Here is a 13,836-nt window from a genome sequence, read left to right on the forward strand (position 1 = left end):
TTAGGTGAAAGAGATGCATTACAAAAAATGCTATCTGATTCAGTGCAGATGTCGGAAAAGGAGTTTGAAGAAAAATATTTAGCAGAGGTAAATAGGTTAAAAAAGCGCATTGAAGGAAAGGACTTTTCCGAGAAGGATAACGACGATTACTATGAGTCATTTAGCAACACTTTAGTCTCTATACTCGCCCTCATAAACCCAGCTAACCTTTATGACTTGGAAGATGAGTAGTGAAAATATAACAAGCTGTTTATGGAATGGACGTCTTAATGCTTGGCTGGCGCTCATTCTTCGCTATTATAGCCAAGCTTAATCCGCCCCATAACAGGGCGTTAAGTGCTTGGAGATATGTGGAGGTGGAACTTCTATGTTTATTCTAATTGGTTCTATAGCTATGCTATTAGCAATGATGCTCTACATTCAACTTCTGTTGGCTGTTGCTAGCGTGCTGTCTGGTATATTGAAGTTTGTAGCTTCAATGCTCATATATTTAGTCTTTGTTCCTGTTTTTGTTTCTCCACTATTCTACATATTAAAATGGGAAGCTAAATTTGAAGAACAATTTACGCTAGGCATATTTTTGTATGTCGCTAGCTACTTAATCATAATGTTACCTAGTATTTTATATCTGTCGAAGTTTAAACTGTTAGAGTTACGTAGAGCAGGCTATTTTTTACCTCGTCGCTAGTTCGCACTTAACAAACGCTTCAAGACGGATTCGCAACGCGTGGCATTTTTACCATGCGTTGATTTTAGTGATTAAGGTGGTATGCGGAAGCATCGTATTGCGTTGCTCACCACTTAAGCGGGCGTTAGGTAGCTAGAGCATGGATGTAGTTAAATATCAGAATCAAGATATAAAGGTTCAAGAAATTAGTCGGCCAATTTGGGGTGCTATTTTGTATCAGGCTCAAGAAACTAATGACATGTATATCGTATATTTAGTTTCTAAGGGCCCTTATAAAATTGACATCCCAAACGTTTACAAATTGTCGGTAAACGAAGTTTCTCAATTCCACGCAAATAAATTGAATCTAGAGTTTTTGTGCGAAAGGTTACTTTCATACGCTACCTAACAAGCGCCTAAACCAAAGGACGCAAAACGCTTGGCTTGCGCTCCTTCGTCGCTAATTTTAGCCAAGCATTTTTCACCGGTTAGGCGAGCGTTAGTTGCATTTAGGAACGAACAAGCAAGAATATTGGGAAAATACACAATGTGGAAAAAAGTTTATTTGGTGATTATCCATATATTAGCTGTTATCGGAATTTCAACTGTCTATATGTCTATATCCACTAGCCTAGCAGTCGGTAATCAGCGTACGGTTGTTGAGCATCCAGATGGATGTACAACTGGAGAAAGCGATAAAGTATTTAGCCCAGGAGGAGAACGAGCAATCCATGCAAAGTTTTCACGTTGTCCAAACAGTGACGATATAATGCAAGTGTGGCTTCAACCGGATGTAACTGTAACTAGGTACGAACTTATCTATGAGTCAGTATACAACTCTGATGAAGTCATTGATATTTCATGGCGCAATGCTAGCAATATTGTCATTGGAATACCAAGTAACGTTTATCCATCGTCTATGATTTCACATGAAAGTAATGTAAACGTATACGTAGAGAATAAATAGCTTTAGTAAAACGGCAACTAACAAATTGCTTAACAGGGACTCCTAACGCATGGCCACTTTCATTCAAATCGGCTGCAGTGTTTAGGGCACAAATTTTGAGTTGGGTGGTACAGCGTTATCGCCCGTTAGCAAGGCGTTATATGCTTCAAGGAAAATGATGAAAAAAATCGCACTTTCAATAGCTTGCTTAATGGCCTCCAATCAGGCTAATGCTGATGTTAGGTTAGACTTTCCCTTCCAGAAAAAGTTTGAAGTGTATGAGATTAGCGGCAATAGTGTTGAAGAAATTGAACACTCTTTTAACTCTAGACCTGACTTTCTAGTAAATGAGGGCTTTGACGGGTACACCGCGTGGAAATATGACTTCCATACGCATGATGATCCTTGCGAAATTCATGAATTTGAGGTTGAAGTTACCTATACACTTCCGAAGTTTGAAATGTCTAGGACTTCAGCTGAATCCGCTGAGGAGTTTCGCCCATATCTTGAGAAGCTCTATCGACATGAGCAGACTCATTGCGCGCTTGCAGTTAAGTCGATGCACGAAATGTATCTAGCCTTCAAACGTGGACAGCGTGGAGGGTGTAGTAGCGCAAATGATAGAGTCATTGAGCTTGAAGGTGATTTGGTGGAAATTAATGCTCTGTTTGACGTTTATACATCGCACGGAGAAATTGAATTAGCAGAGTCTCCTTTTGGTGAGGAGTCTTACTTGAAAGTATGCGAAATACCTTTCGCGCCAATGTCACCACGCATATAACAAGAAATTTAAGAGTGATTCACAACGCTTGGCACTATCACTTTAAGTGAATTTAGTGTTTATGGCACAATGCTTTAGGTAGAGTGGTTAGCGTTGTTCACTCCTTAATTTGGCGTTAGGTATATCTAGAGTATGGCATGTTCCGGAAACTGGGTTTGTTTTGAATGTAGAGTTGCATGTAGAAGACCAACTTGGAGACAAGTTACACATCACAACCCTGAAACTATTGGAGAGGAAGGTGACGCTAAATGCCAACATTGTGGTAAAAACATGCGTTTTCTTGGTCCGACAATCAAGATACCTTCAAAAAATAAGATTAAAGAATGGAAGAAGCTTTATACAGAAACGTTTAGTTTAAGACAGGATCTTGCTAAATATGATCAAGTGTTTAAAGTCAAAATGAAACACTCTATTGAAAAACAAATAGAAGAGTTAAAAAGTAGAAAACCAGATAAAGAGCGTGACAAGTTAATTCTAAGTTACGAAAAAGAAGTGGAAAAATATACCTAACAAGGCGCTTAAGAACGGACAAAAAACAGTTGGCTTTTGTTCACTACGTTCACTATTTTAGCCAACAATTTTTTGCCGCTTAGCGTGGCGTTATGTGGCTCAATTAAAATAATCATGAAAATCATATTTGCTAATAAAACACATATTGAACAGATATTGCCTATCTTTATGGAGCTGGAAGAATATTACTTTGGTGGTAAAGCTGCTTCGCTTGAAAGTATTAGGAATTATTTTCAGAGCAGAGTTTTCTCCGAAATATCTGGGGTTCAGGTTCTTCTCGCTATAGATGAGTCAGATCAAGCGGTAGGTTTAGCAACATTCTCAGTCTTATATCCTGCGCCAAGACTTTCTGGTCAAATCTACATGAAAGATCTTTTTACGTCTGCATCATCAAGAGGTACAGGAGTTGGAAAACAGCTTATGCAATTCATTGCAAAGTACGCTCTTGAAAATGGTTGCAATCGACTAGATTGGACAGCAGAAAGTTCAAACCCTGTAGCTGGTGAGTTCTATGCTGCAATTGGTGCAGATCAAGTTAAAGAAAAGCAGTATTTCAGGTTCGAGGGTTCTGCTCTCAGCAAATTTGCAACCGCCACATAACAAAGCCTTCCAGCCGACCGCCTTCGGCGGCGGCTGAAGGCGGCGTTATATCGTTTTTTTAAGTTCATCATTTTATAGGATTAGACATGATTCAGCTCAGACCAATGACCTCAAATGAATACCCTGCGTATTGTGATTATTTCATCGATGATTACAGCCGTGAAATAGCTGAAAACTATGGTCACTCAATGGATAGGGCGCTCGAATTGGCTAATCAGGATCTTCTTCGTAGTTTTCCTAATGGTTTGGAAGCTAATGACCATGAATTATTATGTATTGAATCAGGTTCAGAGTTGGTTGGCTATCTGTGGCACTCGATTAACGGAAATGATAAATCGACCTTTATTTATGATTTCTTCATTTTTCCAAACTGCCGCAATAATGGTTATGGGAAATTGGCAATTGCTGCCCTTGAATCACAATTGAAATCGATTGGTATTGAGCAAATTAAATTACGAGTTGCGTACCAAAATCAAAGAGCGTTAAAACTGTATCAAGAAGTTGGTTTTGCTATTTCTGGCTACAATATGTCAAAGAAAATAGTAAGTTAGCATTCTCGATATAACAAATGCATCAACACGATTTGCTACATTCGGCATTCTAGGTTTCTTTGTTTTTACCGTATTAAGTGGTAAGTTTGAGCTTAATTTGCATGGCAGCAAACGTGTTATGCAGGCGTTATATGGCAAATCAATGATTGATGATACTTTCAAAGTTAGACGCTACATCATAGAGTTTTGTGAGGAAACAGAAGAGTTGATTGCTGAATACGATTTAGCATCTTTTGATCTCGTAAAGTTTCAAAATGAGCTCAACGAGCCAAACAATCAAAACCCAATGTTTGATTGCTACCCTATTAAACAAGAGAATGTTAAATTTATTGAAAATTACATTAGCAATAATATTGCGTGGGACTTCAAAAATAAATCATATTTTGTGGAAGCTCATGCCATATAACAAGTCGTTTAAAAGGTCAAAAAACAGTTGGCTTTTGCTCCTTCCTCGCTAATTTTGGCCAACAATTTTTTTGCCTCTTAACGAGGCGTTATGTGTAAAAGAGGATTACTATGTACTACCTTCCCAAGTTGTTGGCTGAGAAGTTTACTTACTTTGGCAAATTCTCAATATTCGGTATCTGGACGATATCATTCGCTTCAATGATCTTATTTGCATTTATTGCATCTCCTATCGCTTCTTTAAACGAGCTATTGGTTGCTCCAGCATTTAGTATCTACTTGATATTTGTTTTGGGAATCGTTTCGGCTAAGTTTTTTTCAAGAAAGAAAATCATCCTAACCGGCCCTGTCGCTGTAAGAATAGCTGCATCAGATGCAGGAGAATCGGCCGCGAAAGTTGGAAAAACGATTTCAGAAATAATTTTTTTGCTGTGCTTTTACTTTTTTCTGTTCGGGTGCGTATTTTTTGCGTTATCACCTTTATTATTTTGGGCATACACATAACAAGTTGCTTAAGAGTGATTCGCACGCGTGGCATCTTTACTATGCGTCGGTTTATGTGTTTAAGGTATTATTATGCGGAGACTAATGTATTGCGTTGCTCACACCTTAGCAAGGCGTTAAGTGCTTATGATGGAATCGCGCAAAGTTCTAGTTACAAAGCTCGTTGAATATAAAGCTCCAATAAATGACATCCTGAGAGACCTAAAATCATACGGGTGGGATTCAGAAATTGACTTGGTGATATTAAATCCATCTCACCTAGAAAATGTACTGGAAAAATTTATCTCTGGTGAGTTAAGTGGTCTACAAGTCAGAGACTGGGCAAATGCGATCGAACATCGAGAGGATATTGGACTTCTTAATGAGTACAAGGATACATTGGATGAAATGATATTTTGGTTAGCTAATCCAGCTATCAATTATCCAATAACAGAAGACTTAGCTAAACGTGTTATCAAAAACCTAGAGTCAAATAATGTGCAGTAAGCACTTAACAAGCGCCTGCAATCTGACCTCCGGCCACTGTCACCTTTTGTGCAAACCCCCCGCACAAAAGGCGCCATTGGCCTCCGGCAGTTGAGGCGGGCGTTAGCAATCAGGGAGAAATTGGAGTTGAGTGGTTATCAATCGAATTTAGAAAGTCAGCTGAACATGCTCAATGAGACTTGGGATTCATTAATAAGTAACGGAGTCACCAACGAAACAGAGTTAGTTCTAGAATTTAGCTACTTATGTCCAAATAAAGCATCAGCCATTCAACTAAACAATGCTCTCGAAAACTATGAGTCACTGATCAGAAGTGAGGGGTTTATTAACCGCTCATGGTTTGTTGAAGGATATTCTCACCCGACAACGGTAACCAAAGACATACTTGCTCAATGGTTAGACTTTATGGTTACAAAAGGCTGGGAGTTTCAATGTACCTTTGATGGTTTTGGGGCTTCGTTTAGTTAAATTGCTAACAAACTGTTTAAGAGTGATTCGCAACGCGTGGCATTTTTACCATGCGTTGGTTTAAGTGATTAAGGTGATATGCAGTAGCATCGGTATTGCGTTGCTCACACCTTAACAGGGCGTTATGTACCAAGCATTGGTATAGCACCAGAATCGGCCATTAAGATTGCAAATAGCCTGCAAGAATTTAAAGGCTACATGCAGCAATGAACAAGCCATTTAACAAGGCCAAGCAGCATCGCGCACTCTGTGCACTGTACCTCGCTACGCTCGGCCGCTGTTGGCGGCCGTTATCCCTACTTTTCATAATACTTACCAGCCAAAATAGAGCAAAGTGCGTAACTCGCTTTTGTCCAAAAGCTTCTTAGCGGAATCTAATAAATAAGAAAAAGGCTGCCCGGAGGCAGCCTTTTTAGTTTAGCAAGCGTTGGTGTTACTAGTACCTTCCCCCGAAGGAGCCACTATCATATCTGAACTGTCCGTGGATAAAATCCACTAAATGCTTAGATTCGAGTGATGTCTAATACAGTGCAGTAACTTTAGACTTTCTCTAGCGTTACTGCGACGCGACCGACAACTTTGATATCTTCTTCTGCGACTTCCATCGTTGTATCACCAAAAGCTATAGCAAGCTTGTTTGGTAAGCGCTGAATTGAGTTGATAGACAAACGTCCGTCAACATCAATTAGGTATTTACCACTAACAGCATCATTTTGCTCTCTATCTACCAGATAACGTGCCTGGTTAGTTTCCACTTCGATCGTAGAAAGCTCATTAAGGTTCCAGCTATTGAAGATTCGCTTTGCATAAGGAACTTCACCAGTTGGCAGTAGCTTACCGTTTGCCAGGCAGTAACTTTTTAGAATTACCATACTGTGCTGCGGGTTTGATTCACTATCAGCTGCTTGTTCTTGAATACGAGGTGAGGACGTTTGTTGATGGAAGGGCAGTTTAGCTCGCTCTTCTTCAGAAAGTGCAAGCTCTTCGATTGGAACACCTAGAGTGAGATGTAGTCTGACCATCAGTTCATGTGATGTACGGTCATGAAGATTCCATGTGCTGAAAGTTGCTTTTGGGACATTCAAAAGTTCAGCAAGCTCAGGGTATGTTCGACTCTTGGTTATCTGCTTTAAGTTTTCAGTAAATTCAGAGCCTTTCATGTAATTTAAGGGAAGAATCTGTTTTATTTCAGACATTCAAAAATCCATTATATGTATTAGATCTACTTTTAGATGTTGAAATTCAACTAATAGCGATCAATAATCTATCTCGTACTCAGGTTCACCCGCCGACCAAAGCAAAATGAACCTGTATGTGTTTGAACTAACTAGAAGGATAGCATTATGTCAACAATCAGCCCAGTCATACCCGCCCCATTCGTGACTTACGAAGAATACTCTCGTGTCTCTGGTTTACCCGTTGGCACCATCAAAGACTATGTTGCACAAGGAAAAATCGTTGTTAAGAAAAAAGACCGAACCAAAGGAAGAGCGTTTGTAAATATGGTTGCCATGCATGAGCTAGCAGCTCGTGAAGCTAAAGAGCTTCTTGGCTAAACCTGCGTTCTTCCTTCTGGACAACGGCTCAAATACTTCATCTTTTGACGCTTTATGTATTGATGACGTTGTCATTTGTCTATCCCTTTCTTATAGAGATTGTTAATTATGGATGAACATGTCGCTATGTGCGTATTACGTGAGCGCAAACAAAAGGCATTTGATGAAGTATGCCATGCGTTTAGAGCTTCTGAGAATATGACGATCATTGCCAACGAAGTGGGCATGAGTCCAACCATGTTACGCAATAAGTTAAATCCAGAGCAACCTCACGTACTTAGCCCAGTAGAGCTTTTGTTGATCACCAAAGCAAGTGGTAACCACACTCTAATTAACAGTCTTTTGCTTGACCTTGGCGTTGTGACAGTAGGGTTCAATAAGGAAGGAAATGAAGAGCAAACATTAGCGGCAAGAGCGCTCGCTAATTCTGTTTATTCAGGTGACTTAGCCCAACAGGCAATAGACCTCGGCGGTGCAAGACGACTCACCCGAACGCATAAGCAGAAGCTTATCAGAACGGCACAAAACAGCATTTCAAATCTTGTGCATTTAATCACCGACCTTGAAAACCGCACTACGGGCGTAACCCCATTTTTAAGTATGGGTGTCGACTATATCGCTAACGGTGCACCAATCCCCGGCTTAAGTTAGAGGAATTTTGTATGTCAGTTGCAACAGTAGAACCTTCAATCGTAGATGTACCACCACTAGAAAACCCATGTCCTGATTTACCTTGCTGGTCTTTGAATAGAGAGCAGAAGGAACGTGGCCTGACTTTTTTACAGCGTACTAGACAAGAACTTGGCGAACGCAAGTTAAAGCCGCTTCGTTCAAAGCGTGCAGAGTTACAAGCTCTGTATTCAAAGAGTGATTGTCGCGCTGAAAAAATGCGCCTTTCACGTGAAATCAACCGCATTGATGCCAGCGCGCAGGATGTACTTTCACGCTGGTCATAATCCAGTAATCCCAAACCAACCTAGCCACTAGGCATTTTGCCTACAGCCCTTATCCCTCTTTGATTGAAAGAGGGAGGTTTTTTTACATCCAAAATTTGAGGAATTGATGATGGGTAGTATTGAAACACATTTATTTAAACAGTCACTTGAGCAAATCACTGAGCGCATGAACTCGAGCAATGAAGAGCAACAACACCGAGTTCTGATCCAACTTGACGCTATCGCAAAGAAGCAAGAGCCAATAGCGATTTATCGCCCACAAGAAGAGGTATTAGCTGACATTAAACAAGCGATGAAAGGCGAGCGTGCTTGTGTGTTCTTTGGGTATTCATTCCCTAGCTGGTATCGCAATGGCTCGATCGAGCAAGTTTCACAGCTGCATCATTGGGCCAACTTAGACATGAGTAACCGCCACCTCTTCCTCGAAATGTTGAGCCTACGCGACCTCGGTCATTTTGATGATGAGGGGTTGTATCAGTTTGAGCCGTTTTGTTTAGAAGCCGTGGGGGAATGATGGAGTATTCAGCCGTTCTCTTATGCCCAAGTGGTGGCGTTGTCCGTCACGAAGACACGCAAGAAGTCGCCAATGTTCAGGTTGGCGATTTTGATTCAATGGACGACGCGGTCAGCCAAGCTTGCCTAACACTTGAATGTTCACACTTACACAAAGGAGTGATTTCAAAAGGAGAGGGCAAGAGTGGTTTTATGGTTGTGACTAATCAGGAGCTAGCAGCGATATGAGCGAAGCACTAAAAATCGCGGCTGAAGCCCCTGGTTACATCGAGACTTTATTAGTCGAAATGCTCGAAGGTGAGCATCCAGATAATGAAGTACTGCTAGGTACTTTGCTTTGTGGTGATGAGTCAATTCAAGTTCAGTTGAAGATCACTCGTAACCCCGCAGACTTTTTGGATGAAGGCTGATGGCATCATCCTATGCCTCTAAGAAAAATAAGCGCTCATCAAAGAAGGTTCAAACTTCTGGAGAGCGCTTAATTGCATGGTATCAGGATGTAGATACAAGCAGCATTGAGTTTAATGAGCAACAACAAGAGCGCTCTCATGAAGCATTCCTTGAGTGGGTAGGCTGTGTTCAAGCGGTGACTCCAATCGCAAGTGATATGGTTTTGTCTACTCGTCCTGCACTCGAACGTGAGCCTGAAAACCTTTCAGTTGTTGAACGTAAGCTATATGAAGTAAACCCTGCAGATGGAGAATGGCTATCTGAACACTTTTCTGGCCTTCCACATTACCTCACTAAGTATTTCGCAAATCGCTATGTTTCGATATTTAAGAAGCAAGGGCGCTTTGCCGCGAACACTTTTATTCGTGAAAAAATGGTACCTGCGCATAGGCGTGTTCTGTTGGTACTAGAGCAATACAAGCAACTTCCTACTACTTCTAAGGTTGCTTTGCTAAGTGATGCTGTCGATGACGAAAGCAGCCCTCAGCAAAACAACTTTAAGCAAGAGAACCAACAAGCCAGTTTCGATTTTGAACAGGCCGAGAAAAATCATAAACCTGTTAGGAGCAAAATCATTGCCGAGCTAGTTGAAGATGAACTTCGAGATATGGCATTTAAAATCGTGTCTATCTTGATTCGCTATCAAACGGCACTGAGTCAGACAATTGAATGTGAAACCGAGAACGGTGAGAACATAGCGGCATTAATGGTTTATAAGCAGTGCGTTGCTTTGGTGCGTAGCTTTGGGGTAAAAACGCCAAGTGATGACAAGAAAATCATGCCTGAAAATATCATGTCGTTTATCTCTAAGTTGAGTTGTGAAAAGTGGTGGTTTAGACGCTTAAAGCACATTCGCAAGATTATGCGCGAGCACTTAGCCATTGCTATGGGGCAAGTATCGGCGAAGGCGTCACCTTATGCTTCATGGGATTGCATTCAAGAACACCAAGTTCAGCAAAAGAAGAGCTGGGACTTTATTCAAGGTCACTTACTTCAAGAAGAAACCACTGGCGAAGAAGTTGAAATGGAAGACATGGTGTTGAAAAGCATCTCGAACCCTGCTATTCGTCGCCATGAGTTAATGGTTCGTTGTCGTGGCTGTGAAGATATCGGCAACGAGCTTGGCCTACAAGGTTTGTTCTTAACGCTGACAACACCATCGAAATATCATAATAGCTATAAGAAAGGCGGCTTCATTCCACACTGGAATGGGGCAAGCCCACGTGAAGCACAAACCTATTTGAATAAGGTTTGGCAGCGCATTCGTGCCAAGCTAGGTCGTGATGAAATTCGTTGGTTTGGTATTCGGGTTGCTGAGCCACATCATGATGGTACTCCGCACTGGCATTTGCTGATTTGGGTTAAGCCTGAGCATGTGGCCAAGGTGCGTGATGTGTTTATTCGATATGCGGTTGATGAAGACAAAGAAGAGCTTTACCCGTTCTTCGATCGAAACGAAAAGCGAGCAGCCAAGAAGCAGTCTATTCAAGGCCCATTCAATTATCAGCCTCGTTGTGACTTTGGGTACATCGACCCAGAAAAAGGCACAGCAACAGGCTACATCGCTAAGTACATTTCTAAAAATATTGATGGCTATGCCATGGGTGAAGATGTTTCGAAAGAGACAGGGCAATCTGTGCAAGCTATGGCCAAAAACGTCAACGCCTGGAAGAGCCGTTGGGGCATTCGTCAATTTCAATTCTTTGGTGGGGCGCCGGTTACTACTTATCGTGAACTGCGCCGCCTAGCTAGCCAAAACAAGAAAGCCTTTATGGAATACGTTATCAAGCAAGAGCGTGAAGACCTGGCTTCAATTTACCTTATGTCTATGTACCGTTTAGTTGGTCCGTTTAAACCAGTCCATGCCATGACGAATGCAGAGTTAATGACTGTGATTGCTGCGAGCTATGAGGCGAGGGCTGATACTGACCAAGCGAATGTCGCAGGAACAATGAAAGCGGCCGACCATGGCAACTGGCAAGGCTACATCATGGGACAGGGTGGCCCGTTCGTTAAGCGCGAGGATTTATTGATCACGAACTCGTATGAGGTGCTGCCTTTTGCTTCCCCGCATGGCGAAGACGTACGCAAGATTGAGGGTTTTATTGCTGCTGGCGAGGTAGTTAAGACTCGTCTAAAGACCTGGCAGATAGTAACAAAAACTGAAAAGAGCGATGAGGCTGAAGCGGGGGCTTTTGATCTTGCTCTTTCTGGAATCTTTGATTCCTCTCGGAGTTCTGTCAATAACTGTACGCAACCGCAGAAAGTACAGGTCAGCGATCAGCTTAAGCGATTATTAGAACCTTACTCTGTAGGTGGTGGTTTACCGCCAAATATTGATAGTTCAGCCTTAATCGCGCTGCAACAAGGCAGCTCAATTCGAATTGATGATGAAACGAGTATAAGAATCCGCCCTGCGGAGCATTTGCCATGCGGAACGGTGCGTCCAGCCCAGCTTGTTGAAGAGCACCAACCCAAACCAGATTTGTCCTGGCTAACAGAAGTTAAGGTTAAACCGCCAGAACCTTTGACGGGAGAAGACGAAGACTACGAATACCAACAGCCAAATCTATCTGACATCACTGTAAGTAGGCGCCCGAATAAATCGTGGAGTGAGTACCTAGAAATCATTGAGTCTGATGACTGGCCTTTATTGTGAACGCTAGATTCGTCATGTTGTATTGGGGTAGGAAAATTGGTGAGGAAGCCATTAAAAATGTGGCTTTATGAAGGCTCTAACCAAACCAAATTATCAAATACGTGAATCAATCACTAAAAACACCTGTTTACCACTGTATGCATATACAGTAATATTCTGAGTGTCATTGCTAGGAGAGTAGATATGCCTTATAAGAAAATGCTGTTTCAGCGCTCGCTTGACGTCATTATTGACGGTATTTCCATGAGTGAAGCTCGTGCTGATAGTGCGCAAGTTGGTGTGTACTTAATGGGGCTTTTGATCGCCGACAATAAAGGCGAGTTAGACGCAGATAAAATAAAGGCCATCCAATCGATAATTAGGATGGCCGCAGAGGCAGAGACACCGAAGTTTTCGTTATAGCATTGAAAGCTGATTTTGAAGCTCTTGCCGCTGCTCTGGCGGTAGGGCTTTGACTAGGTAAAAAGCTATCTGAGAAGTCGTCTTAGCAGACGGACTAAGAGTGCGGCTAAAGCTTAGATTCATTACAAATGTGTGGCCGCATTCGGGGTCACTACAACTGCAGTACAAATCACTATAACTCGCTGAAATTCGGTTGGATTTTTGTATGCGGGCTTTCTCACCACACTCCTGGCAAATTACTCTCATATGACACCATGAACCTATCGAAATGATAAGCCCATGTTACTAAATTATGGTGAGGATTTATACAGTCCTCAGGTTTTTGAGGATGTCTTTTTGTCGGTCATGACTCGAATCAGTTGATTCAAAGGTAGAACTTACGCTCAATGAATGTTCCGGTCACCTTGTCGTGCATTTTCTCGGATTTGGAAATACCGATAGTCCTACGTACTAAACGTTTTAATCTGGAGCGTAAAGTCAGATTGGTTCGCTCAATTCGCTTAGTGAACCTTTTACCGACAACATGTTTTTCCCTTGTTAGTTCTTTTGCGTAAACGCTGAAGTCTTCGGTAAAAAAGAAGTTGATGTCGAACGGCTTGAGCAAAGCGAGTAACGAACGCAGTGTATCCGTATTAGGCTTACCAAATGCGTGAGCAATGATACGTTTTAGCGAGTCTCCCATGCATACCAAAGCCAACGTCGACTTTTCATATTACCTACGAACGACCATTGCTCATTAACTTTACCGATGAGCGAGATATTTGCATTATCGAAAGGTCTAGAAGTTACTTGCCTTGGCGAGAGCTTTTTAAAGTGAGTAGCACGGTGTTATAGCTTACCTTCAATACTCGGCTTGTCTCTCTAACACCAGAGCTATTTATCGCCATATCAATGATTTTTTCTTTGACATTGGGCTTATATGCCTCGTATGAATAATCAATCTGAAAGGAGTGCTGCACTCAATACAGCGAAAGCGCAGAAAGCCTGTAACACCTTTACCGTGTTTACGAAGATGTTCAGTTTGGTTGCAAAATCGACATTGAACTTGAATGGTAGCCATTATTTCTAATTTGACGATGAAAAGGATGTCATTTTAGTACAAGTTCTCCATGTGGGAGTTATGCTCTGTTTTATAAAATAAATAACATTTTATAAAATACCTCTTTTGTCTAATTTCTTACATGACAAGGCAATGTTAAATTTTGTTTCCAACGTCAATTCTTACTTTGAATATCGCCAATTCAAGTGAGAAGGCTAGTTGGTAAAACTGGTTGTCACTCATAGCAATAAACAAAGTGATATCTTTAAAAACATTAAATTATCTATAGGCTTTTCCATGTTCAAAATATTCTTATTCACCATACTATGCTCTGTTTCTACAT

21 protein-coding genes and 1 pseudogene are annotated in these 13,836 nt (G+C 41.4%); 19 read left to right on the forward strand and 3 right to left on the reverse strand.

The genetic code is table 11. The features are described from left to right. The 11 genes from A3712_RS27760 to A3712_RS10115 form a co-directional block, all read left to right on the forward strand. Positions 1–231, forward strand: a 231-nt coding sequence (locus A3712_RS27760; RefSeq protein ID WP_197465811.1) for a hypothetical protein, incomplete at its 5' end; no start/stop codon positions are given. 136 nt (positions 232–367) lie between these two features. Beyond that, positions 368–688 carry a hypothetical protein gene (locus A3712_RS10065; RefSeq protein WP_004741848.1) on the forward strand — a complete coding sequence of 107 codons (321 nt, stop codon included), beginning with the start codon at positions 368–370 and terminating at the stop codon, positions 686–688. Between the two features lie 526 nt (positions 689–1,214). Beyond that, the gene (locus tag A3712_RS10075; protein ID WP_063523321.1) at positions 1,215–1,634 is read left to right on the forward strand and encodes a hypothetical protein; all 420 of its coding nucleotides are present in this window, start codon (positions 1,215–1,217) and stop codon (positions 1,632–1,634) included. Between the two features lie 157 nt (positions 1,635–1,791). After that, complete coding sequence (locus tag A3712_RS10080) at positions 1,792–2,394, forward strand: DUF922 domain-containing protein (protein ID WP_063523322.1); 603 nt, start codon at positions 1,792–1,794, stop codon at positions 2,392–2,394. Positions 2,395–2,526: 132 nt separating this feature from the next. Beyond that, positions 2,527–2,904, forward strand: coding sequence for a hypothetical protein (locus A3712_RS27360; protein WP_157618735.1), 378 nt, complete (start codon positions 2,527–2,529; stop codon positions 2,902–2,904). A 114-nt stretch (positions 2,905–3,018) separates the two neighbouring features. After that, positions 3,019–3,504, forward strand: coding sequence for a GNAT family N-acetyltransferase (locus A3712_RS10090; protein WP_063523337.1), 486 nt, complete (start codon positions 3,019–3,021; stop codon positions 3,502–3,504). An 86-nt stretch (positions 3,505–3,590) separates the two neighbouring features. After that, positions 3,591–4,055, forward strand: coding sequence for a GNAT family N-acetyltransferase (locus tag A3712_RS10095; protein WP_063523324.1), 465 nt, complete (start codon positions 3,591–3,593; stop codon positions 4,053–4,055). A 142-nt stretch (positions 4,056–4,197) separates the two neighbouring features. Further along, a complete protein-coding gene (locus A3712_RS10100; protein ID WP_063523325.1) occupies positions 4,198–4,461 on the forward strand; it encodes a DUF7683 domain-containing protein in 264 nt (87 codons plus the stop codon). A 110-nt stretch (positions 4,462–4,571) separates the two neighbouring features. Further along, positions 4,572–4,964: a hypothetical protein gene (locus A3712_RS10105; RefSeq protein WP_063523326.1), complete on the forward strand. Its 393-nt coding sequence runs from the start codon at positions 4,572–4,574 to the stop codon at positions 4,962–4,964. Positions 4,965–5,090: 126 nt separating this feature from the next. Continuing rightward, positions 5,091–5,450, forward strand: coding sequence for a hypothetical protein (locus A3712_RS10110; protein WP_063523327.1), 360 nt, complete (start codon positions 5,091–5,093; stop codon positions 5,448–5,450). A 126-nt stretch (positions 5,451–5,576) separates the two neighbouring features. Beyond that, positions 5,577–5,918 (forward strand): hypothetical protein, encoded by a 342-nt coding sequence (locus A3712_RS10115; RefSeq protein WP_045404463.1) that lies wholly within the window; start codon positions 5,577–5,579, stop codon positions 5,916–5,918. A 539-nt stretch (positions 5,919–6,457) separates the two neighbouring features. On the opposite strand, the gene A3712_RS10120 is transcribed toward A3712_RS10115, so the two are convergent. Further along, the gene (locus A3712_RS10120) at positions 6,458–7,114 is read right to left on the reverse strand and encodes a phage repressor protein CI (RefSeq protein WP_063523329.1); all 657 of its coding nucleotides are present in this window, start codon (positions 7,112–7,114) and stop codon (positions 6,458–6,460) included. A 147-nt stretch (positions 7,115–7,261) separates the two neighbouring features. On the opposite strand from A3712_RS10120, the gene A3712_RS10125 reads away from it, so the two are divergent. The 8 genes from A3712_RS10125 to A3712_RS10160 all read left to right on the forward strand — a co-directional run bounded on the left by A3712_RS10125 (position 7,262) and on the right by A3712_RS10160 (position 12,454). Then, entirely contained in the window at positions 7,262–7,474 is a 213-nt protein-coding gene (locus A3712_RS10125) for a hypothetical protein (RefSeq protein WP_063523330.1), read from the forward strand. Positions 7,475–7,582: 108 nt separating this feature from the next. Continuing rightward, positions 7,583–8,125, forward strand: a complete 543-nt coding sequence (locus A3712_RS10130; RefSeq protein WP_063523331.1) for a phage regulatory CII family protein — start codon at positions 7,583–7,585, stop codon at positions 8,123–8,125. Positions 8,126–8,136: 11 nt separating this feature from the next. Then, positions 8,137–8,430 (forward strand): hypothetical protein, encoded by a 294-nt coding sequence (locus A3712_RS10135; RefSeq protein ID WP_063523332.1) that lies wholly within the window; start codon positions 8,137–8,139, stop codon positions 8,428–8,430. A 109-nt stretch (positions 8,431–8,539) separates the two neighbouring features. After that, on the forward strand, positions 8,540–8,944 hold the full coding sequence (locus tag A3712_RS10140; RefSeq protein ID WP_063523333.1) for a hypothetical protein: 405 nt from the start codon (positions 8,540–8,542) through the stop codon (positions 8,942–8,944). Then, on the forward strand, positions 8,944–9,171 hold the full coding sequence (locus A3712_RS10145; protein ID WP_063523338.1) for a hypothetical protein: 228 nt from the start codon (positions 8,944–8,946) through the stop codon (positions 9,169–9,171). The genes A3712_RS10140 and A3712_RS10145 overlap by 1 nt, the downstream gene beginning before the upstream one ends. Further along, positions 9,168–9,353: a hypothetical protein gene (locus tag A3712_RS10150; RefSeq protein ID WP_063523334.1), complete on the forward strand. Its 186-nt coding sequence runs from the start codon at positions 9,168–9,170 to the stop codon at positions 9,351–9,353. The genes A3712_RS10145 and A3712_RS10150 overlap by 4 nt, the downstream gene beginning before the upstream one ends. Continuing rightward, a complete protein-coding gene (locus A3712_RS10155) occupies positions 9,353–12,052 on the forward strand; it encodes a replication endonuclease (protein ID WP_063523335.1) in 2,700 nt (899 codons plus the stop codon). The genes A3712_RS10150 and A3712_RS10155 overlap by 1 nt, the downstream gene beginning before the upstream one ends. A gap of 183 nt (positions 12,053–12,235) precedes the next feature. Continuing rightward, the gene (locus A3712_RS10160; RefSeq protein WP_063523336.1) at positions 12,236–12,454 is read left to right on the forward strand and encodes a hypothetical protein; all 219 of its coding nucleotides are present in this window, start codon (positions 12,236–12,238) and stop codon (positions 12,452–12,454) included. On the opposite strand, the gene A3712_RS26700 is transcribed toward A3712_RS10160, so the two are convergent. Both A3712_RS26700 and A3712_RS26705 read right to left on the reverse strand, forming a co-directional pair. Next, positions 12,449–12,700: an ogr/Delta-like zinc finger family protein gene (locus tag A3712_RS26700; RefSeq protein WP_082856219.1), complete on the reverse strand. Its 252-nt coding sequence runs from the start codon at positions 12,698–12,700 to the stop codon at positions 12,449–12,451. The two genes, A3712_RS10160 and A3712_RS26700, sit on opposite strands and share 6 nt — an antisense overlap. A 118-nt stretch (positions 12,701–12,818) precedes the next feature. Then, a pseudogene (locus A3712_RS26705) lies at positions 12,819–13,514 on the reverse strand (IS1 family transposase). Positions 13,515–13,836 lie beyond the last annotated feature (322 nt).

The sequence above is a fragment of the Vibrio sp. HI00D65 genome, from assembly GCF_001635455.1.
Classification (GTDB): Bacteria; Pseudomonadota; Gammaproteobacteria; order Enterobacterales; family Vibrionaceae; genus Vibrio.